Annotated in this window: 24 protein-coding genes; 12 read left to right on the top strand and 12 right to left on the bottom strand. The window is 41.9% G+C overall.

Going from position 1 to position 21600, the window contains the following annotated elements; all coding sequences use genetic code 11:
- Nucleotides 1-111: 111 nt before the first annotated feature.
- From FOC45_RS11425 to aspA, 12 genes are all read right to left on the bottom strand, one after another.
- A complete protein-coding gene (locus tag FOC45_RS11425) occupies nucleotides 112-1020 on the bottom strand; it encodes a DUF3078 domain-containing protein (RefSeq protein ID WP_009390032.1) in 909 nt (302 codons plus the stop codon).
- A gap of 19 nt (nucleotides 1021-1039) precedes the next feature.
- On the bottom strand, nucleotides 1040-1384 hold the full coding sequence (locus FOC45_RS11420) for an iron-sulfur cluster assembly protein (protein ID WP_009390034.1): 345 nt from the start codon (nucleotides 1382-1384) through the stop codon (nucleotides 1040-1042).
- A gap of 20 nt (nucleotides 1385-1404) precedes the next feature.
- Entirely contained in the window at nucleotides 1405-1821 is a 417-nt protein-coding gene (locus FOC45_RS11415; protein ID WP_009390036.1) for a SufE family protein, read from the bottom strand.
- Nucleotides 1822-1891: 70 nt separating this feature from the next.
- A complete protein-coding gene (locus tag FOC45_RS11410; protein WP_009390037.1) occupies nucleotides 1892-2806 on the bottom strand; it encodes a glutaminase in 915 nt (304 codons plus the stop codon).
- 5 nt (nucleotides 2807-2811) lie between these two features.
- Entirely contained in the window at nucleotides 2812-4098 is a 1287-nt protein-coding gene (locus tag FOC45_RS11405; protein ID WP_009390039.1) for a gliding motility-associated protein GldE, read from the bottom strand.
- 55 nt (nucleotides 4099-4153) lie between these two features.
- Complete coding sequence (locus FOC45_RS11400) at nucleotides 4154-4579, bottom strand: single-stranded DNA-binding protein (protein ID WP_009390042.1); 426 nt, start codon at nucleotides 4577-4579, stop codon at nucleotides 4154-4156.
- Between the two features lie 50 nt (nucleotides 4580-4629).
- Entirely contained in the window at nucleotides 4630-5691 is a 1062-nt protein-coding gene (gene mutY, locus FOC45_RS11395) for an A/G-specific adenine glycosylase (RefSeq protein WP_009390046.1), read from the bottom strand.
- A gap of 16 nt (nucleotides 5692-5707) precedes the next feature.
- Nucleotides 5708-6025 carry a YbjQ family protein gene (locus tag FOC45_RS11390; protein WP_009390047.1) on the bottom strand — a complete coding sequence of 106 codons (318 nt, stop codon included), beginning with the start codon at nucleotides 6023-6025 and terminating at the stop codon, nucleotides 5708-5710.
- Between the two features lie 44 nt (nucleotides 6026-6069).
- Nucleotides 6070-6282: a twin-arginine translocase TatA/TatE family subunit gene (locus tag FOC45_RS11385; protein ID WP_009390048.1), complete on the bottom strand. Its 213-nt coding sequence runs from the start codon at nucleotides 6280-6282 to the stop codon at nucleotides 6070-6072.
- 63 nt (nucleotides 6283-6345) lie between these two features.
- Nucleotides 6346-6726 (bottom strand): endonuclease domain-containing protein, encoded by a 381-nt coding sequence (locus FOC45_RS11380; protein ID WP_009390049.1) that lies wholly within the window; start codon nucleotides 6724-6726, stop codon nucleotides 6346-6348.
- Between the two features lie 132 nt (nucleotides 6727-6858).
- Complete coding sequence (locus FOC45_RS11375; RefSeq protein WP_009390051.1) at nucleotides 6859-7842, bottom strand: DUF4837 family protein; 984 nt, start codon at nucleotides 7840-7842, stop codon at nucleotides 6859-6861.
- 162 nt (nucleotides 7843-8004) lie between these two features.
- Entirely contained in the window at nucleotides 8005-9390 is a 1386-nt protein-coding gene (gene aspA / locus FOC45_RS11370; RefSeq protein ID WP_009390052.1) for an aspartate ammonia-lyase, read from the bottom strand.
- 583 nt (nucleotides 9391-9973) lie between these two features.
- Between aspA and FOC45_RS11365 the strand changes: the two genes are divergently transcribed.
- The 12 genes from FOC45_RS11365 (at nucleotide 9974) to obgE (ending at nucleotide 21580) form a co-directional block, all read left to right on the top strand.
- Nucleotides 9974-10786, top strand: coding sequence for a S24 family peptidase (locus FOC45_RS11365; RefSeq protein ID WP_009390054.1), 813 nt, complete (start codon nucleotides 9974-9976; stop codon nucleotides 10784-10786).
- Nucleotides 10787-11212: 426 nt separating this feature from the next.
- A complete protein-coding gene (locus tag FOC45_RS12190; protein WP_255488582.1) occupies nucleotides 11213-11344 on the top strand; it encodes a hypothetical protein in 132 nt (43 codons plus the stop codon).
- Nucleotides 11314-11703, top strand: a complete 390-nt coding sequence (locus tag FOC45_RS12025) for a hypothetical protein (protein WP_196774059.1) — start codon at nucleotides 11314-11316, stop codon at nucleotides 11701-11703. Before FOC45_RS12190 ends, FOC45_RS12025 begins: the two co-directional genes overlap by 31 nt.
- A 107-nt stretch (nucleotides 11704-11810) precedes the next feature.
- Complete coding sequence (locus tag FOC45_RS12140) at nucleotides 11811-12080, top strand: carboxypeptidase-like regulatory domain-containing protein (protein ID WP_009390057.1); 270 nt, start codon at nucleotides 11811-11813, stop codon at nucleotides 12078-12080.
- 55 nt (nucleotides 12081-12135) lie between these two features.
- Nucleotides 12136-14967: a TonB-dependent receptor gene (locus FOC45_RS11350; RefSeq protein WP_009390058.1), complete on the top strand. Its 2832-nt coding sequence runs from the start codon at nucleotides 12136-12138 to the stop codon at nucleotides 14965-14967.
- 24 nt (nucleotides 14968-14991) lie between these two features.
- A complete protein-coding gene (locus FOC45_RS11345; protein ID WP_009390059.1) occupies nucleotides 14992-16689 on the top strand; it encodes a RagB/SusD family nutrient uptake outer membrane protein in 1698 nt (565 codons plus the stop codon).
- Between the two features lie 136 nt (nucleotides 16690-16825).
- Nucleotides 16826-16981 (top strand): hypothetical protein, encoded by a 156-nt coding sequence (locus tag FOC45_RS11340; protein ID WP_196774058.1) that lies wholly within the window; start codon nucleotides 16826-16828, stop codon nucleotides 16979-16981.
- A gap of 78 nt (nucleotides 16982-17059) precedes the next feature.
- On the top strand, nucleotides 17060-17623 hold the full coding sequence (locus FOC45_RS11335) for a four helix bundle suffix domain-containing protein (protein WP_009390061.1): 564 nt from the start codon (nucleotides 17060-17062) through the stop codon (nucleotides 17621-17623).
- Nucleotides 17613-18449: a glycoside hydrolase family 16 protein gene (locus FOC45_RS11330; protein ID WP_009390062.1), complete on the top strand. Its 837-nt coding sequence runs from the start codon at nucleotides 17613-17615 to the stop codon at nucleotides 18447-18449. Before FOC45_RS11335 ends, FOC45_RS11330 begins: the two co-directional genes overlap by 11 nt.
- A 62-nt stretch (nucleotides 18450-18511) precedes the next feature.
- Nucleotides 18512-19186 carry a hypothetical protein gene (locus FOC45_RS11325; protein WP_034540129.1) on the top strand — a complete coding sequence of 225 codons (675 nt, stop codon included), beginning with the start codon at nucleotides 18512-18514 and terminating at the stop codon, nucleotides 19184-19186.
- Nucleotides 19187-19457: 271 nt separating this feature from the next.
- Nucleotides 19458-20582 (top strand): adenylate kinase, encoded by a 1125-nt coding sequence (locus FOC45_RS11320; protein WP_009390066.1) that lies wholly within the window; start codon nucleotides 19458-19460, stop codon nucleotides 20580-20582.
- A complete protein-coding gene (gene obgE, locus FOC45_RS11315; protein WP_009390067.1) occupies nucleotides 20582-21580 on the top strand; it encodes a GTPase ObgE in 999 nt (332 codons plus the stop codon). The genes FOC45_RS11320 and obgE overlap by 1 nt, the downstream gene beginning before the upstream one ends.
- Nucleotides 21581-21600 lie beyond the last annotated feature (20 nt).

Genomic DNA, 21600 nt, shown 5'->3' with positions numbered 1-21600 from the left:
TATTATTAAGGATTGCTTACTTATTTGTCAGTATATTAACAAATTAGCCCATTAACAGACAATCGCGTCTGTTAATGGGCTAATTTATTAATTATTAAATTTACTAAATGTTTAAAATTTGTAAGTTACTCCTAAACCTAATACTTCGCGTATTTGGAAGGCTTTAGCGGCATTATCATCATAGATAGCTTGGAAAGTGAAGTTTGCCGATAGATATTTGTTGATAGTCATCACTAAGTTGGCAGTGTAGTCAATATCTATGTTTTGAGGTTTATCAAGGTAGTTGCTATACAATGATAGTATGTTTTCAAATGAAACATTGTCCATTACATTGAATTTAGCATAGCCACTAAGTGAGAAACCGAGCTCATAGCGTATTGTTTTACCTTTCTCTACTCCGTAGAAACTACCAGCTTGCGTCCATCTACTTCTAGCAGTAGTAATTTTAGAAGTTGCAGGAGCGATATTCACTTTTAGGTTGTCGCTTTTCTTCCACAAGATACCAGGACCAAATTGTACATACCCTGGTGAAAGCAATTGGTTTATAAGGTCGCGCTGAGTGCCAGAAGTGTACTTATAACCATCGGTCATTTGGGTTTTGAAGTTGAAGAAGAATGAGTAGAACCACTCTGGATTGGTCATCTGATAACCAAGTACAGAGTTTACTTCAAAACGGTCTGTTGTTTTGCGAGTGAATTCATCGCCTTCTAACTTAGTAAGACCATAATCGATGTATAGGTTGTTATCCCAAGCTAAACGGTCTTTCTTATAGTTGAATGCATAGCTAACAGCAAGGCTTGCTGCTACGTTGTTAGTACCCCCTCCAGTCCAATCGTTATTGAAGGCAGCTTGCGAAAACATTAATGAGGCATTGCCTCCTTTTGTCCAACGAGGGGTAGCAGGAGCTTCTTGCTCAGGGGCTACAGTAGGGTCTTGAGCAACTCCATCGGTGCTCTCTTCTTGGGCAAAACCCATTGATACAGCAGAAAGTAATAATGCTGAGAATAAAAGTTTTTTCATAAGTGATTTATTAATTAGTTTACAAAAATCCGAGTTCGAGTTTCGCTACCTCGCTCATCATATCCTGATGCCAAGGCGGGTCGAAAGTGAGTTCAACAATGGTTTCGTGAACATCATCAATGCTCTGTACCTTTTCTTTTACCTCCATAGGGAGTGCATCGGCTACAGGGCAGTTAGGCGAGGTGAGAGTCATAAGTATCTTCACATCGCAGTCTTCATTTACGAATACATCATATACTAAGCCTAATTCGTAGATATCTACAGGTATTTCGGGGTCGTATATTGTTTTAAGCACTTCTACGATTTTCTCGCCGAGTACTTCAGTGTCTATTATTTTTTGAGTATTTGTGGTCTCTTCAGCCATTTGTTTATAGATTTATGTCCTTATTTTTTTGCTTGTAACAGGGCGTATCGCCTCATCTGCTCGAGCATACTCACCAATCCGTTAGCACGGGTGGGCGATAAGTGTTCTTTGAGTCCTATTTGGTCGATAAAGTCAGTTTTAGCCGCTAAAATCTCTTCGGGGGTGTGACCTGAATACACGCGCACCAATAAGGCTACAATACCTTTGGTGATAATGGCATCGCTATCGGCCGTAAAGAATATCTTACCCTCTTGGTAGTCAGCGTGTAGCCATACTTGACTTTGGCACCCTTTGATAAGATAATCATCAGTTTTGTACTGTTCTGCTATTAGGGGCAGCGACTTGCCCAACTCAATCATATATTCATATCGCTGCATCCAATCTTCAAAGAGTGAAAACTCTTCTATTATCTGGTTTTGTATTGCTTCTATAGTCATTAGAGTGTGTGTTTTTGGGCGGCAAAGATACAAATAATTAGCTAATTAGCAAATCGATAAGATTTACGGATTAAAAAATTGAGGTATGGGTTTGGGCGGTAAATTCCTCTAAAAATAGCATTCCGCGGTATGAGTTGCCTTTGTTATTTAGCTTAGGGCTCCACACGGCTATGCTGTAGTGGTTAGGCAATAAAGCTACGATGCCTCCGCCCACACCACTCTTGCCCGGTAAGCCTACCTTGAAAGCAAATTCACCCGACTCGTCATAAAAACCGCAGGTTTGCATAATTGCATTTACCCGCTTAGTACAAGTGTCGGTGAGTATCTGTACGCGGTCGTGCATACGAATACCATCATTGGCTAAAAATGAAAATATATAGGCTAAAGACTTGCAACTGAGTTCTAACGAACAGAGTTTGAAGTAGAAGTTAAGTACCTCTATAGGGTCATTTTCTATATTTCCTAACGATTTGATGTAATAGCATAGCGCAAAATTTCTATACCCTACTGATTTTTCAGACTCGGCTACTCTGATAGAATAGTTTACTGACTCATCATTTGCCAAATCGCGGACGAAAGTAAGGAAATCGGCTTCGGCATCTTCTAAAATAGATAGCAAAATGTCGCATACAACTATGGCTCCTGCATTGATAAGCGGATTGCGCGGAATACCATTGTCAGCCTCTAATTGCACGAGCGAGTTAAACGAAGTGCCCGAAGGTTCTACATCTACGCGTTTCCAGAGTTTGTCGCCTATGATGCTATAAGCTAAGCACAACGCTAACACTTTTGAGATACTTTGGCACGAAAACTTCTCGTCGCAATCGCCTATGCCAAAGGATTGCTTGTTGAGGCTGTAGAAATACACCCCAAACTTATTAGGGTCTACTTGAGCCAATTCGGGGATATAAGTAGGTACAGTGCCTACATTCTCAGCTTCCATTACTGTTTTATAGGCTGCTTCTATAATTTTTGAATACTTCACGTCAATTAACTGTTAATTTTTACTTTGATTTCCTTTATTCGGTGTTTGTCGAAGGCTTCTACGGTGAAACTATAGTTGTGAAACACAATAGGTTTGCCTTTTTGAGGGAAGTTGCCTGATATTTCGAGCAAAAAGCCTGCTAAGGTCTCTGCTTCTCCTCTTTTTTCATCAAAAAGCAAGATGTTTTCATCGTCCATCTTTACGATGCGGTAAAAATCTTTTAACACAGTCTTGCCTTCAAAAATATAGGTGTGATCATTAATCTTAGAGTATGTAACATCATCATCATCGAACTCATCATTGATGCTACCTACTATTTCCTCCATAATATCTTCTAAAGTGATGATACCACAAGTGCCGCCATACTCGTCTACCACTACGGCTAAGTGTATTTTCTTTTCTTGGAACTCGCTGAGCAAATCGTCTAACTTCTTGTTTTCAGGCACGAAGAAAGCTTTTCGCATTACCTTAGTCCATTGAAAATCAGGTTTTTCGATATAAGGCAATAGGTCTTTGATATAGATAACCCCTGTAATATTGTCTAAATTTTCGCGGTATACGGGTATGCGCGAATAGCCTATTTTTACTATCTCGCTCAACACTTCGCTAAAAGGGGTATCCTCGCTAAGAGCAAAAATATCTACGCGGGGCACCATCACTTCGCAGGTTTCGGTATTGCCAAACGATACAATACTCTCTAATAGCTTCTTTTCCTCATTGGTAGTATCCTCTTCTGATGCCAATTCTAAGGCTTGCGAAAGTTGCCCAACTGATATATTGCTCTTGGTTTTGCCTAATCGCTTTTGAATCCATACGGTGAAAGACTTCATCGGTAGGCTGATAGGGGTGAAAACGGTATCGAGTATATAGATGAAGTAGGCCACTCTCTTAGCGAAAGCCAAGTTGTTGCGATTGGCGTAAATCTTGGGCAGTATCTCGCCGCAGAGCAACAATACAAAGGTTACCAACCCAATATCCATCACATCGCGCAATATAGGGTTTTTGATGCCTCCGAAGGCAAAGTTGGTCAGCTCTGGTGAGATAAGCACTATAGAGATATTGACCAAGTTATTAGCGATGAGTACGGTAGCCAACAGCTTTTTAGGGTTTTCTACCATTTTGGCTATCAGGTTATTGGCAGAATTGTGGTCTTCTTTCAGCTCGTCTATTTCAGTAGGCGAGAGCGAAAATAAGGCCACTTCAGAGCCAGAGATGATAGCAGAGCAGAGCAGCAGTAAGCAAAAAATAGCAAATTGTACTATCAGCGCAATATCTACGGTTAAAAAGGGCATCAGCAACGATGCCGAGAGGGGTTCTGTTTCCAAAATAAAAGAATTTCGTTATACATTAAAACGGCACTCCATTAGCATCTAACTCAGGCGACGATTGAGTAGTAAGGGTGCCAGCTACCGGTGGGGTAGCAGTTTTAGGGGCGCGCATATTGGGCAGCAGATTCATATCGCTTACTACTACCTCGGTAATGTAGCGAGGACTGCCGTCTTCGGCTTGCCAAGAGCGGGTACGCAACTGTCCTTCTAAATAGATAAGGTCGCCTTTTTGGGTGTACTTTTCTATGGCTTCAGCCAGCTTATTGCGTACCACTATATTGTGCCACTCAGTGTGCTCTACGCGCTCATTAGTATTGCGGTTAGTATACTCTTCGTGGGTAGCGAGTCTGAACTGACCTACGCAATTGCCTTCGCTAAAATAGGTTAGCTTTATTGCCTCGCCTATGCGTCCGACAAGGATAACTTTATTTACATATCCGTTCATTGGTAAATTGGGTTATGGGGTTAAAAGATGTTACAAAAGTACGATTTTTTTTATAACTTCCAAAAGTTTTTAATAAAGTTTGCGGTAAGAGCTGACACAGGATAGCGCTCTAACTGGCTGATAGATATGCCTTTTTCGAGTGGAGAGTGGGTGGTAAGTACCCAAAACGAGGTGTGTATGTGCTGGTGCGTGAGCTTATGCACAACAGGGCTTTCGTTATACAAATAAGGAGTGATGAGGGGGTGCTGCTCTCTTAGCTGCTCAGTAAGGGCAGCAGCAGAGAGGGGCGTAGAGGTTTCGATAAGCGGAAATTCGTAGAGTCCGTGCCATATATCTTTGCCTTCTCGTTTCTGAAGGAGGGTTTGCTGATCGGCACTCAGCCATACGAGGTAGTTGAAGTAACGCTGTTTTATCTTGATTTTCTTGAGTTTGGCAGGCAAAACACCTACCTGATTATGCGCCCAAGCCCAACAGTTGTCGCGCAATACGCAGTTAGCACAGTCGGGTGACTGGGGAGTGCAGACGATTGCGCCAAACTCCATAATAGCTTGGTTGTATTCGCCTGCCCGAGGCTTGTCTAACAACTCATTAGCTAAGGCTTTGAACTCTTTGGCTGCTGCAGGGGTGTTGATAGGTGTCTGCACCCCAAAGAGGCGTGATAATACGCGATATACATTGCCATCGACTACTGCACAAGGCTCGTTATAGCAGAAAGAAGCAATGGCACTGGCAGTGTAATCGCCTATGCCTTTGAGCTTTACGAGTTCTTGATAACTTTTAGGGAAAACACCCCCCAGCACTGTGGCTATGTGCTGAGCGGTATGATGTAGATTCTTAGCGCGTGAGTAGTAGCCCAAACCTTGCCATAGCTTTAGCACCTCTTCTTCGGAAGCCTTTGCTAAATCGGATACGGTAGGGAAATGAGTGATAAATCGCTCGTAATAAGGGAGCCCTTGTACTACGCGCGTTTGCTGGAGGATAATCTCGGAGAGCCAGACTTTATAGGGGTCGGTTGTGCCACGCCACGGCAAGTCGCGCTTAGCCGTAGCGTACCAAGAGAGCAATTTGCTGGTTAGCCAATTAGCTGATTTGTCGATTTGTTGATTTGCCAATTCGTAGATGAGCTAATTATACTTGTACGGCTGTGCCACTGGCAGTAACCATTAGCATACCCCCATTAGCCCCTACGGTTTCGTAATCGAGGTCGATACCCACTACTGCATTAGCACCGAGGGCAGCAGCACGCTGTTGTAATTCTTTTAAAGCAGTTTCTTTGCCTTCGATAAGTACTTTTTCGTAGGTAGTAGAGCGTCCGCCGAAAAAGTCGGTAAGCCCCGCCATAAAATCCTTAATAGCATTCGCCCCGATGATGGTCTCGCCAGTAACGATGCCTAAATATTGCTTAATAGGATGTCCTTCGATTGTAGGTGTTGTTGTTAAAAGCATAATGTTAATTTGTCGATTTGCCAATTTGTCGATTTGCCAATTTGTTAATTAGCAGATTTGTTGATTTGTTCGTCTTCTGGTTTGCCAATACGTTCGTTGTCTTTAGCAGGGTCTTTAGTGGCGTCTTTGAACTCGCGGATGCCTGTGCCTAAACCACGCATTAATTCAGGGATTTTCTTGCCCCCGAAAAGCAATAATATAAGGGCTACAATAATCACTACTTGCCAAGGCCCTACCATTCCTAAAAAAATATTCATATATTTTATGTTGTTAATTGTTATACTTTTTGATTTTTATAACTGAGTAAAAGTGTTAGCTGCCTATTCCTCAGAAAAGTTTGTCTTTTTTAGTTCGTCTATTTTACTTTCTAAAGAGAGTACTACACTGAACATATTTGTTTTAATATCTTCATTTGAAAAACGAATAAAAGTTATTCCCCATTGCTCTATTTGCTCTTGCCGAACTTTATCTTCTACATACCTAAAATCGTGTATATGACCATCTACTTCAACAGCTAACTTCAATTCTTGGCAATAAAAATCAACTATGTAATCTAATATAGGTACTTGTCGCTTAAATTCTACTCCTAAAGCTTTGTTTTTGATTTCTTTCCATAAAAGTACTTCAGATAAAGTACTGTTATTGCGTAAATATCGAGCAAACTCTCTGAGTTTAGGGTTATAAGGTATAATGTTTGGCATTGGTGGTTCTTTTTTGACCTCCCCCTGCCCCCTCCAAAGGGGGAATGAGGGAGTTATAACTTTTATTGGTTGTATGTCAAAATCATTTTATAGTGCAAAAGTACATTATTTTTTTTAATTACCAAATAGCTGTTAATCATTAAAGCTGATTGATTTGATAATGGCTTCGAGCTCAAATAGTACATCGCGTTTTGATACGCCTGGCGCATACAGAAAGCCCTCGGCAACTAATAGGCGGTTCTTAGCCTTGTCCTCAATAATATAGTTGATATAAGGGCCGCCTAAAGCAAAACCTTTTACCTCCCACAAGCCTTTGCTCTCTAAAGCAAAATGGTTCTTTATCTTTACTTCGCTTACGCTAGGTGCTAAATAAGTTTCAGTAACCATATACATTCCTTTTTCAGGTCCGGGGATGTACTTTTCGCCTATTGAGTCGCGCATTTTTACAATCGCCTTAGCGCGCCCCTCTTCGTCAGTGGGAATGCTCTTAAGCGGCATTTCGTAAAGGATAACACTTGCACGACCCCCTTTGATAGGGCGCTCTATCCAGAAGAAATTGTTTTCGTGTTTTACTATTTTGTAGAAAGAAGGCATCTGTAGCTTTACCCCCAGTGCCTGTGTGTATTCGGTTTCGGTATTGAGCGATTTCTGAAAACGATGACGCGTTTCGGCTAATTCGTTTTCTTTAAAAGCATTGATAAATAGGCGGTGGTACTCCTCTATCTTGCAGGCGATGTCGCGTACTTTCTTAGCCTCGATAACAGCTACTACCTGAGGTTTAGCATACACATTCTCTTTAATAGCGCCTTGTGGCTGGTTGCCACGGCTGACTATCAGCACATTGCGGCTGTTGCGCGTGTTGCCCTCGAATACTTGGGGAGGCACTTGGTGAAGGGAGAAGGTGGGTTCTTCATTAGGAAGTCCGTCGATAGGGGCAGCGAAGTAGCGGCGTATAGTGTCGCCAACTGACCCTTCCCACAGGTCGTTATCAATAACTACAGCTAAGCTGTTAATAGGGCCTACCGAGGCAGGCAGATAGGTTTCGCCCCCCTTGCTATTAGAACAAGCGGTAAGCAAAATCGAAAATAGCAAACTTACTAATAATAAGCGTTTCATAAAAAAGATACATTAAGATTCTTATGCGTAAAAATACACAGCCAAAATCGTTCCAAATTTTATAAAACGGAGAAGAAAATTTTGAATTAGTAGTTAGTAACGAGTCGTTAGTCGTTAGAATGCTGACTGCTAACGACTAACGATTCATCACTAAAGATCTGATTAAATCATATTTTTGGGGTCTAAGATTCTGTCAAGTTCTTCTTTAGATAGCAGTTTGTGCTCAAGGACTAAGTTGTATACTGACTTGCCGCTCTCTAACGCTTCTTTGGCTATCTTGCTGCTGTTCTTATACCCAATATGTGGGTTGAGCGCCGTAACAATACCTATACTGTGTTTCACCATATTGAGACACACTTCGCGGTTGGCAGTGATGCCCTCTATACACTTAGTGCGCAAGGTGTCGATAGCACGTTCTAAGAATACGATTGACTCGATAATACATTGGCAAAGCACCGGCTCCATTACATTGAGCTGTAACTGTCCGGCTTCGGCTGCAAAGGTAACCGTTAGGTCGTTGCCTATCACCTTGAAGCACACTTGGTTTACTACCTCGGGAATCACAGGATTTACCTTGCCTGGCATAATTGATGACCCTGGCTGCATCTTAGGCAAGTTGATTTCGTTTAAACCTGCACGAGGTCCTGAAGAGAGCAAACGCAAGTCGTTGCATATTTTTGATAGTTTCACCGCCATACGTTTTAGGGCAGAAGAGTAAATGACATACGAACCTGTGTCGGGGGTAGCTTCTACAAGGTTGGCTGCTGTAACAAATTTTTCGCCTGTGAGAGTCGCTAACTTCTGAGCGCATAGCTGTGCATAGCCTTTAGGAGCATTGAGCCCTGTACCAATAGCTGTACCACCCATATTGATTTCTAAGAAAAGTTTGGCGTTGCTTTGTAGGCGTGCGATTTCCTCTTCGAGGTTGGCAGCAAAGGCTTCAAACTCTTGTCCTAAAGTCATAGGTACCGCATCTTGTAGCTGGGTGCGCCCCATCTTTATTACATCGGCAAACTCTTTTCCTTTTTGACGGAATGCCTCGATGAGCAATGATAGGCGTTCGATGAGCTTTTCGTTCATCTTGATAACAGCCAACTTCACGGTAGTAGGGTAGGCATCGTTAGTAGATTGCGACTGGTTTACGTGGTCGTTAGGCGAGCAGTGTTGGTATTCGCCACGTCCGTAGCCCATAATCTCTAACGCGCGGTTGGCAATGACCTCATTAGCATTCATATTTACTGAGGTACCTGCCCCCCCTTGAATCATATCAACCAAAAACTGATGGTCGAACTTGCCGCTTATCACCTCTTCGCAGGCTTGGCTGATAGGTTTTAGGAGGTTGTCAGGGAGAAGTCCAAGTTCGTGATTGGTTTGTGCCGCTGCTAACTTCACGTAGCCGATGGCTTTTACGAACTCAGGATAGTCACCCATTTTAGTTCCGGTAATACGGAAGTTTTCGATAGCACGTTGGGTTTGCACTCCGTAGTATGCCTCTGCAGGCACTTGTAAGTCGCCAATAAGGTCAGACTCAGTTCTAAATTTTGTCATAATTCTTACTATTTTTTTAATTTAATTTGTCGGGTTATAAAAAGCTGTACTAAAATTTCGGTAAAGGTACGAACTTTTTTTTAAATACAAAAAATAATTTGGCGATTTGTCAATTTGCCAATTTGCCGATTTGTCAATTGGCAGCTGCCCCTGCTGGATTTCATAGAATATAAAAAAATCATTAATCAGTGCATCGGTTGAGTATTCTGTATAAAGTCTGTCGGGAGATGAAAAATTTGGGGTGAATGAATTCGCGCCATATCACGGTGATGGGGATGTAGCGGGCATCGTGGCGGTTAAACTCTTCTATCACCGCTCTGTCCCGCAGCGCTAAGTTCTGCTGACGCGAATGGTGACTCTCTATCAACATCCTCTCGACTTGATAGCTCTTGCTTGTTTTTTTTGTTGATTTCATTGTTGTTTATCTTATTTAGTTGTTAATTATCAATTGTTTTGTATTTTTGTCGCAACTTTTTGTCCCCTCTTTTTTACAAGGCAAAAGTATAGAGATATTCTCTATTGTGCAAATTTTTATAAAAGAAATTCTCTAAAAAGTGCGCTAATAGCATTTAAGTGTTTGTATATGAATGTAAAAGAAAGAATAAAACAATTTATAGAAGCTCAAAACCTTACAGTTTCGGCTTTTGAGAAGGAAATAAACGCCTCGAATGGCTACATCAATAGCATCTCGAAGAATATTGGCATTGACAAACTCAATACGATTTTAGAGAAATACCCTAAACTGAATGTGGAATGGCTTATCACCGGAAAAGGCGAAATGCTAAAGTCGGGGGGTGCTTTGCCATTGTTGCCCCGAGTGGAGATTATTAAACCTATAAAGGTGGAGGGCCGCAGTTTGGTGCCTAAGGTGATAGTGGTAGATGACCGCGATAATGACCGCATTCCGTTAGTGCCTGTGCGTGCGCAAGCGGGGTACCTGAATGGGTATGACGATGAGCGCTTCATAGAGCAGCTACCTACCTATAGCCTGCCTACTATGCAAAACGGTACTTACCGTATGTTTCAGGTGAGCGGTCTGTCGATGTATCCTACCTTGCAAGACAGTAGTTATGTGGTGGGGAAGTTTGTTGAAGATTGGGATATGCTCTCTAACAACCGCGTGTGTGTGGTGGTGACGGCTAATGATGGGGTGATAGTGAAGCGCGTGGTGAATAGCATCAGTAAGTATGGTACGCTGTATTGCAAGTCGGACAACCGCGACTATCCGCACCTATCTATACATATAGAAGATGTGAAGGAGATATGGGAGTGTAAGATGCATCTTTCGTTTGAGTTCCTCGACCCTGTGACGAACTACCAAAAAATAGCTGAGCTGGAAGCTGATGTAGCGCACCTGAAAGAAGAGCTTGCAGAAATTAGGAAATTAGCAAATTAGGAAATTAGCAAATGAGCGAATTAGTAAATTGAAAAAGGTTGCTTGCAGATGCAAGCAACCTTAATTTTTGATGTTAAAATTTTGCTAAAGCCATTAGCGTATCCTACCTTTGCAGCACCTTTGAAAGCCAAAGGTGCCAATGCAAGACGGGCAGGTGTTTTGCGATATAAAATGAGAAAAATGAAGGTAAACCTCAACTTTAGCTTCAAGCTCATTAAGATTTTGATAAGAATTTCTAAAAAGAAATTCCTCATTAAAATTACTTATTAATGGGCAGGCAGTGGGAGCGGCAACTCCTGCTGCCTTTCTCTTTTTATATCGATGCAAAGGTACTACTATTTTTTGAATTGGCAAAATTTAATTTGGAGTGCGAGCCGCACGGGCAATTGTGGGACGGCTGAGAGGGCTGGGAGGATTGGGAGACGAGTGGGAGTGCGAGCCGCACGGGCGATTATGGGACAGGTGAGACAGGTGAGACAAGTGAGAGGGCTGGGAGGATTGAGAGGGCTAGGAGGATTGAGAGACGAGTGGGACGAGTGGGACGAGTGGGACGAGTGAGACAGGTGAGACGAGTGGGACAAGTGGGACGAGTGGGACAAGTGGGACGAGTGGGACGAGTGGGACAAGTGGGACGAGTGGGACAAGTGGGACGAGTGGGACAAGTGGGACGAGTGGGACAAGTGGGACGAGTGGGACAAGTGGGACGAGTGGGACGAGTGAGACAGGTGGGACGAGTGGGACAGGTGAGACTGGTGGGAGAATTATTCGGTTATCGTTCAGTTATCGTTCGCTCATTGTTCGCTTATCCTTCGCTCATCGTTTACTCTTCTTATATTGTTCTCTTCGTTTTTTTAATTTTTACACCTTCTAAATTTTCTATTTTACTTTCGGATTTTAATTGTATTTCAATTTGTTAAGAATTTATTTTGTTAAATGAAATAAAATAATTAACAAAATATTTGCTTATATAAAAAAAGGGGCGTACTTTTACCGCCGTAATTTCATTTTTAATAAAACCAAACTTATGAAAGTAAAATTTTTAACAGTCATTTGGTTTGTGTTAGGTTGCTGTTTTAGTGCAGCTTTAGCGCAAACCATATCAGTAAAAGGGACAGTTACTGATGAAAGCAAACTACCGATGCCAGGGGTTTCAGTAGTGGTGAAAGGCACTACCCACGGTACCTCGACTGACATTGATGGTAAGTATGAATTGCAGGCTAAAGCCGGTGATGTACTTGAATTTAGTTCAGTAGGCTATACTACCCAAACTAAAAAAGTTGTAGGGGGGGGGTAAAAGTTACTCACTTAGTGTAGTACTAAAAGAAAGTACCCAAGAACTTACTGAAGTAGTGGTTGTAGGGTATGGTACTCAGAAAAAGGAAAACTTAACAGGAGCTATAGCGACTGTAGATGCTAAAGTACTTGAAAGCCGTCCGCTTACTACTATAGGACAAGGACTACAAGGGGTTATTCCGAACTTGAACATCAGCACTTCTAACGGTCGTCCAGGGGCTGGCTCTTCATTTAATATTAGGGGTTTTACCTCTATTAACGGTGGTTCGCCATTAGTGTTAGTAGATGGAGTACAAATGGACCCTAACCAAATCAACCCTAATGATGTAGAGAACGTAACTGTACTAAAAGATGCTGCTTCAGCGGCTATTTACGGAGGACGTGCTGCTTTTGGGGTGGTGCTTATCACTACTAAAAAAGGTAAAAAGAGTACTCCTATGCAGATAAATATCTCTACCGACTACTCTATCACAAGACCTACCAGATTGCCTGACTTAGTAAACTCTGTAGACTATCTAAAAATGTATATGGAGGCAGATAATACAGGAAGAATATCAGGAGGTAGAACAGGGTCTCAAAACTTCACTCAAACAGACCTTGAAAAAGCACAGGCTTATTTGAACAATCCGACTCCTGCCAATTCAGTATATCCTGACCCTAATGACCCTAAAAAATACAGATATGTGGGCAATACCAATTGGGTGAAAGAGATGTTCCCAGGTTGGGCTCCGCAAGCACAGCACAACGTATCTCTTTCAGGAGGTAGTGAAAAGACTACTTACTTGGCTTCAGTAGGTATGTTTAGCCAAGATGGGCTATTTAAAGCCGCTAAACAAAAATTTGAACGTTACAACGTAACCCTTAGCTTAAATACTGATATTACTAAGTGGTTATCACTTCACTTAAAATCTGCCATCAATCACAAAGATAACAACCAGCCTTCAGATGTTGGTTTAGGTTTCTCGCCAGAACGTTTTGCTACAGACGTAAAACCATTGATGCCTGTATATCACCCTGATGGTCATTTCTCAGGACAAGGAAACTTTACTAACCCTTTTGCGGTAATAGCTACAGGTGGTAGAAGCACTTATAAATCAGATGATATTTGGATAACTAGTGGCTTTACCCTCACCCCTATTAAACACGTGAAAATAGTAGGTGATTACACTTGGAATCCGTATCACTACAACGGTAAGAGCTTTGTAAAGCAATTTAAAGAATACGGAGCTCCTACTGATGGCACAAGCATTTACGACCCTCTGAAAGCAACTGATTTGGGTTATTACCCACACAATAACCCTTCGAGAGTGTCAGAAAACAATAGTCACGATTTGTATCAGGCAGCCAATATTTACGCTCAGTACGAAAATACTTTTGCTGAAAAACACTATGTAAAGGCAATGGTGGGGTACAACCAAGAAGAAAAACACAATGAATCATTCAGTGTATCGACTAAAAACTTAGTAAACCAAGACTATCCGTTTTTGAAACTTAACAACGATGAAAAACCATCAGTAGGTAGCGGCATAAGCGATTGGGCATTGATAGGTTCTTTCTTCAGATTGAACTATGTATTTGACCAAAAATATTTGGTAGAGGTAAATGGTAGATATGATGGTTCATCACGCTTTAGCCGTGAAAGCCGTTATGTATTTAGTCCGTCAGCATCTTTGGGTTGGCGTATTTCTAAAGAGAAATTCTTTGAACCTATCAATACCATTGTAAGCGATTTGAAACTAAGAGCTTCATACGGTAAACTGCCTAACCAACAAGTGTCAGCACTTTACCCTTATCTACCTACAATGGGATATGGTACTAAAACAGGTTATATATTTGGTACCCAACAATTGCCATACGTTTCAGCTCCTGGCTTAGTAAGTAATAACTTTACTTGGGAAGAAGTAGCGACTCGTAACTTTGGGGTAGACTTTGGCTTCTTTGACAACCGCCTTACAGGGTCATTTGACTACTATATTCGTAATACTAATGGAATGTTAGTAAGTGGTATCCCTCTACCAGCGGTATTGGGTACAGGAGCTCCTCAGCGCAACGCAGCTGACCTAGAAACTAAAGGTTTTGAGTTAGTATTAGGATGGAAAGACAAAATAGGAGAAGACTTTAAATATAACGTATCTTTCAACTTAGCAGATAGCCGTTCGTTTATCACCAAATACGATCTTAACCCTACTAACGATTTGGGTCATTACTACGTAGGTAGAGAGATAGGAGAAATTTGGGGTTATGAAACAGAAGGTTTGTATCAAACAGACGCTGAAGCAGCTGCTGTAGACAATTCGAAATTAGGGAACTACAAATGGTTAGCGGGAGACGTGAAGTATAAAGACCTAGATGGTAACAACAAAATTGACTGGGGTAATAATACGTTAGATAACCCTGGTGATAGAAAAATTATCGGTAATTCGCAAGCGCGCTATACATTTGGTTTGAATTTAGGAGGTGAGTTTAAGAACATCGACTTTACAGTCTTCTTCCAAGGAGTAGGCAAACGCGATGCGGTACTTGGAGGTGCTTATTTCTGGGGCTTTACTAACGAATGGGATGTACCTGCTACTAATCAGTTAGACCACTGGACACCTGATAACAGAGATGCTTATTACCCACGTTTGCGTTTTGGTGGAGGTAATATGAATACTCAAACACGCTATATGCAAGATGCTTCGTATATACGCCTTAAACAAGTAACTATAGGTTATACACTACCGAAAGATGTAATGGGCCGTATAGGAATAGACAATTTGCGTTTGTTTGTGACAGGTCAGAACCTTTGGGAATGGACTAAGCTACTTAAATCATACGACCCAGAGTTGCTATCGCAAGATTATCCTATCAACCGTATCGTAACGTTAGGCTTACAAGCACGTTTTTAGTACTAAACATAAAAAACATAAACAATGAAAAATCTATATAAACACATAGTATTTGCGGGTATTTTGTTGGCGACCTTAAGCCAAACCGCTTGCAAGAATGACGATTTTTTGGATAAGTATCCACCTGATTCATTTAACGAAAAGGGGTACTTCAACACAGATAATGACTTGAAGATTTTTGCCAATCGTTTTTACGGTAGTTTGCCAGTGCAAATTCTTATCTATAACGATGGCGACTCTGACAATATGGTGCCCCGAAATGTGAATACCTTTTTGGCAGGAAACTATACAGTACCTGCTTCAGGAGGAGGTTGGTCTACAGGAGATTGGAACGGTATTTATAACTGTAACTTTTTCTTAGACAACTACAGCCGCTCAACAGGTTTGCACAAAGAACAATTTGCAGCAGAAGTGCGTTTCTTCAGAGCATTGTACTATTGGGATAAAGTAAAGACCTTTGGTGATGTGCCTTTGGTTTTGACTAAGGTAAACGACGCTTCGCCTATTATCTACGGTCCTAGAGTGCCACATAAGCAAGTGATGGAGAAAGTATTAGAAGACTTGGACTTTGCGGTACAACATTTGCCTGCAAAAGCATCGGCAGAAGCTGGACGCCTACATAAAGATGCTGCTTTAGCTCTAAAATCGAGAATAGCGCTATGGGAAGGTACTTTTAGGAAATATCACGGATTAGGAGATGAGACAAGCTGGCTACAAGCAGCAGCAGATGCTTCGCAAGCGCTTATAAACTCAGGCAGATATAGAGTGTACAGCACTGGAAATCCGACTAAGGATTATCGTAATTTGTTTATACAAAAAGACCTTTCTACTAATAGCGAGGCTATAATGGCACGCACCTATATACAAGGGATAGGTACCCACGGTTATACTCGTACTGCGGGTGAAAATAGTACCGGCTGTAGCAAAGACTTTATGGAAAATTACCTATTTACTGATGGTAAGCCTATTAGTGGTACTTCATTTACTTATGATGATAGCACTCCTGCAGGTGAAGCTGCTAACCGCGACCCTCGCTATGCACAGACAGTTGCTACCCCAGGATTTGTATGGACAGAAAATCCTGACCCTACAAGACAACAAGTAGTAACCCTACCTGCTGTAGGTAGTGGACAAACAAGTTCTGGTTATTGGTTTATAAAAGGACGCTCAAGCGACCCAGAACAATGGATAGCTCAGCAAAGTGATTTGGATTTATTCATATTCCGTTACGCAGAAATACTGTTAAACTACGCAGAAGCTAAATATGAATTAGGAACTTTGAGTCAAGGTGATTTGGATATCAGCATCAACAAGCTAAGAGACCGTGTGGGTATGCCACACCTAACCACTACAGTGAGTGCAGATGCTAATGCCGATAACTACGGCTATACAGTAACCCCTCTACTATACGAAATTCGCAGAGAACGCCGTATTGAATTAATAGGAGAAGGTTTCCGTTTTGATGATATAATGCGTTGGAAAGCAGGAAAATTGATAGAAAATCCTAAAACTATCAGAGGTATGAAACTTACTCCTGCCCTAAAAGCACTATACCCTGCCAGATCGGGAGTAGCTAATCTACCTGTAGATAGCAATAACTATTTGATAATGTATCCTTCACTTCCTCTAACTGGCCGTGTTTGGAATGATAAACAATATTTATATCCGCTACCTACCGACCAACTTCAGTTAGTAGGCTACAGACAAAACCCTGGATGGTAGAAGTTTAGAGAATTACCCAATTAGTATTTTAACTTTGCCAAAGGTTATAGCATATTTGTTATGACCTTTGGCAAAGTTTTTTTTGGTGGGAGTGTGAGCCGCACCGGCGATTGTAGGACAGGTAGGACAGGTGGGAGTGCGAGCCGCACGGGCGATTATGGGACAGGTGGGACGAGTGGGACGGGTGAGACAAGTGGGACAGGTGAGACAGGTGGGACAGGTGAGACAGGTGGGACAGGTGAGACAGGTGGGACAGGTGAGACAGGTGGGACAGGTGGGACGAGTGGGATAAAAAAATAGAGGGAATAGGCCGTTGTATCGAAAAAAATACTAACTTTGTGCTCTATAATAACAAACTAAAAACAAAATAATGACAACTTTTTTGAAATTGAAAGGAGGATACAGATCTTTGTATGCTTACCAAAAAGCAGAGGTAATTTATGATATTACTTTTTACTTCACTCAACATTTTCTTACTAAAGGTGACCGTACTATAGACCAAATGCTGCAAGCTGCTCGCTCTGGCAAACAAAATATTGCTGAAGGAAGTAAGGCTTCGACTACTTCGATTGAAACTGAAATAAAACTTACTAACGTGGCTAAAGCAAGTCTTGAGGAACTACTCATAGATTATGAAGACTATTTGAGAGTTAGAAATAAAGAACAATGGCATATAGGACACCCTCGCTATGATAAGGTTCGCACTTTTGCTTCGAGTAAGGAAATCTTTGAACTTTATCCGTCTTTGCTGCCTAAATATGATGATGCGTCTTTAGCAAATCTTTGCATTACTCTTATTAACCAAACTACTTTTTTACTTCGGCGATTAATAGAAAAACAACAAGAGGTGTTTTTGCAAAAAGGTGGCGTAAGAGAGCAAATGAGTGTAGCCAGAAGAAGAATATTAACAAATCATAATAGCAATGAAAATTAGTTTTTTATTATTAAGTGCCTTTGTATTAGGCAATGCTTGCTATAAGGTTGCGCAAGAGGAAAAGAAACTTCAAGAACCTCAGAAACCTAAAGTAGAACAGTCTGTGAGCAAACAATGGCAATTGGTATGGGAAGATAATTTTGATCGAGATGATATTTTCGCTACAGGGATATGGTCTAAAATATCGCGCAATGAGAAGATAGATTGGCGCAATACAATGAGCGATGACCCTAGTCTGTACGACATAAAAGAGGGTAACCTTATACTATACGGCAAAATGAATACTGACCTAAAGGCAGACCCATCGGAGTATATCACTGGAGGGGTCTATACTATTAATAAAAAGTATTTTGAGACAGGTAGGCTAGAGGTGCGCTGTAAGCTGGAATCGACTCAAGGGGCGTGGCCTGCAATATGGATGCTCCCTAAAGAGGGCAAATGGCCTACAGGAGGCGAAATAGATATTATGGAGCATCTGAATTACGATGATTTTGTCTATCAAACGCTCCATACTTCATACACTAAAAACGTGAGCAAACAAAACCCTAAAAGTGGTAGCACTGCTAAAATCAATGCTAATGATTACAACGTATATGCGGTGGAATGGGATGCTGAAAGTGTGCGTTTGTATGTGAATGGGGTGCAGACGCTTTTGTACCCTTATCTGAAAGATCAGCAAGACAAAGGTCAGTACCCTTTTGTTAGACCTTATTATCTGCTTATAGATATGCAGCTCGGCGGCAACTGGGTAGGAGCCGTTAAGCCTTTTGATAAGCCTGTGGCTATGTATATCGATTGGGTACGATACTATCAATTAGCTGATTAGTCGATTAGCAAATTTGCTAATTAGCAAATTATGTTGTAGTTTTGCCGAAATTATTATCTACAATGAAAATACAATTTTTTATAGCTCTTTCGGCGGTGGCACTTATTGGGTGCAAAAATAATCCGCAAGAAATAACCGTAGCTGAAGATGCTATGGCTAATACTCAGTTGGCTGAAGAACAACGCGATAAGACAAAAGACGCTAATCCGTTTGACCAAGGGACAGCACTTTCAACTCCTGCTACTTCGCAAGGAGGTGGGGTGACACTCAATCCGCCACACGGACAACCTGGTCACCGTTGCGATATAGCAGTAGGAGCTCCTCTGCCTAATGACGGCAACGTGATAGCTCAAGCCCAAAATGTAAGTCACCCCGTAAGTCAGGGGGAGGCGATGCCCGTAGTGTCGAATGGAATGGAGCAGCCGCAAGTGATACAAGTATCGCAGCCTCAGAATTATGTAGGGGCTAATGGTGAAAAGCTCAATCCGCCACACGGACAACCTGGTCACCGTTGTGATATACCGGTAGGAGCCCCACTCAACAGCAAGCCTGCAGCGGCTACTACAGCCGCTCCTGCCCAACAACCGCAAGTAGTGCAACAGCAGGTGGTGATAGACCCTCAGCAGGCACAACAGCATACGGGCACGACAGAACCCGGCTTCTCAGGGAAACCTAATCCGCCACACGGACAACCCGGTCACCGTTGCGATATAGCGGTGGGAGCTACTTTGCCGTAGGGATTGGGAAGTTTGCTGGTTTGTAAAAAAATGATTACTTTTGCCAAAAAATAAGGCCTATACTAAATTTATAATGGAATTTGTTTTTATACAAACATCCCCCCTGCCCCCTTCAAAAGGGGGAGACGTGATGGGCAATATACACGAATATTATACTTGTATATCATACCAAATCTATTGGATATAAAGTTTAACTCCCATTATAAATTTAGTATTGCCAAAATAAGAATTAGTTTTTAACCATTTACAAATAACCATTAATAATTATATAATGGAACTTATAAAAATACACGATAAAACTTTTGAGCCGTATATCAGTGCTCAGCAACTTGATGAAATTAATGCCCGTATGGCCGCTGAGGTCTATCAAGACTTAGGAGAGTCGCGACCTGTGTTTGTTGCTGTCCTTAATGGTTCGTTTATGTTCGCTGCCGACTTCGTGAGACATTACAAAGGCGAATGCGAGATTTCTTTCGTAAAAATGTCTTCTTATGAAGGCACCCAGTCTACCGGAAAGGTACACGAACTTATTGGTCTATCAGGTTCGGTAGAAGGGCGCGACGTGGTAATACTGGAAGATATAGTAGATACCGGTAATACACTAGAAGAAATATACCGTATCTTCAAAGATAAAAAAGTGAAATCGTTTAGAATCGCTACCCTATTTTTCAAACCTGATGCCTACAAAAAAGACTTCAAAATAGACTACGTGGGCAAGCCTATCCCTAACCGCTTTATCGTAGGCTATGGCTTAGATTTTGACGAGGTAGGGCGTAACTTACCACAAGTATATCAATTAAACACCTCTATAACAATGACAAATTTAGTACTTTTTGGCAAACCAGGTGCTGGCAAAGGCACTCAAGCCGCTTTTTTGAAAGACAAATACAACTTAGTGCATATCTCTACCGGCGATATTTTCCGTTTCAATATCAAAAACGAGACGAAATTAGGTAAATTAGCACAATCATACATCGAAAAAGGCGATCTTGTGCCTGATGAGGTGACTATACAGATGCTTCAAGAGGAAGTAGAAAAGAATCCTAACGCTGAAGGCTTCCTTTTTGATGGGTTCCCACGTACGATAGCACAGGCTGAAGCTCTTGATGCTTTCTTGACATCTAAAGGAATGCGCATACACGGTACACTTGCCTTAGAAGCTGATGATGAGGTGCTTATAAAACGTATTGTAGAGCGTGGTAAAGTGAGCGGACGCGCTGATGACCAAGATGAAGAAAAGATAAAAAATCGTTTTGTAGAATACAACGAAAAGACTGCTCCGCTTATCGCTTATTATAAAGCACAAGGCAAATATCACGCTGTAGATGGTATTGGTACAGTAGAAGAGATTACTGTACGCTTATCTAAGGCTATTGACCAAATAAAAGCCCAATAATGACGGAAGGTAATTTTACAGATTACGTAAAGATATACGCGGCATCGGGCAACGGTGGTGCAGGCTCTATGCACCTGCACCGCGAGAAGTTTGTACCCAAAGGAGGTCCTGATGGAGGCGATGGGGGTCGTGGGGGGCATATTATCCTAAAAGGTAATAAGCACCTATGGACGCTCATACACTTCAAATTTCAGAAGCACTTTCGCGCTGAACACGGCGAGGCAGGAGGGGCTAACCGCAGTTTTGGGGCTGATGGCAAGGATATTTACTTAGAAGTGCCGCTGGGCACCATCGTAAAAGATGCAGAGACGGAAGAAGTTCTTTTTGAAATCACCGAAGACGGGCAAGAGGTTATCGCCTTACGCGGTGGCAAAGGGGGCTTAGGCAATTGGCATTTTAGGACGGCTACTAACCAGACACCACGCTATGCACAACCAGGGTTGCCAGGTGAGGAGCGCGAGCTGTTGTTAGAGCTGAAAGTGCTTGCCGATGTAGGATTGGTGGGCTTCCCTAATGCGGGTAAATCGACGCTACTATCAGTTATCACTTCTGCTAAACCTAAAATTGGCGATTATCCTTTTACTACCCTCAAACCTAACTTGGGCATTGTAGAAAACCGCGACTTTCAATCGTTTGTAATGGCTGATATCCCTGGTATTATAGAGGGGGCAGCTGAAGGCAAAGGATTGGGGCATTTCTTCTTGCGACATATTGAGCGCAACTCGCTATTGCTGTTTCTCATTCCCGCTGATGCTAATGATATAGTAGCAGAGTATGAGATACTGCTGAATGAGCTCAAGAAGTATAATCCTGAACTTTTGGACAAACAGCGGTTGGTGGCAATCTCTAAATCGGATATGCTTGATGAGGAACTGACGGCTGCTATAGATAAGGAATTGGCTGCTAAGCTGAAAGTGCCTTATCTGTTTATCTCGTCGGTTTCGGGCAAAGGCATACAAAAACTAAAAGATGAGCTAATGAGTCGATTAGACAATTAGTAAATTAGCAAATTGACAAA

Source organism: Capnocytophaga sp. FDAARGOS_737 (assembly GCF_009730375.1).
In the GTDB taxonomy this organism is placed as follows: Bacteria; Bacteroidota; Bacteroidia; order Flavobacteriales; family Flavobacteriaceae; genus Capnocytophaga; species Capnocytophaga leadbetteri.
This window is presented reverse-complemented; position numbering and strand designations above follow the sequence as displayed.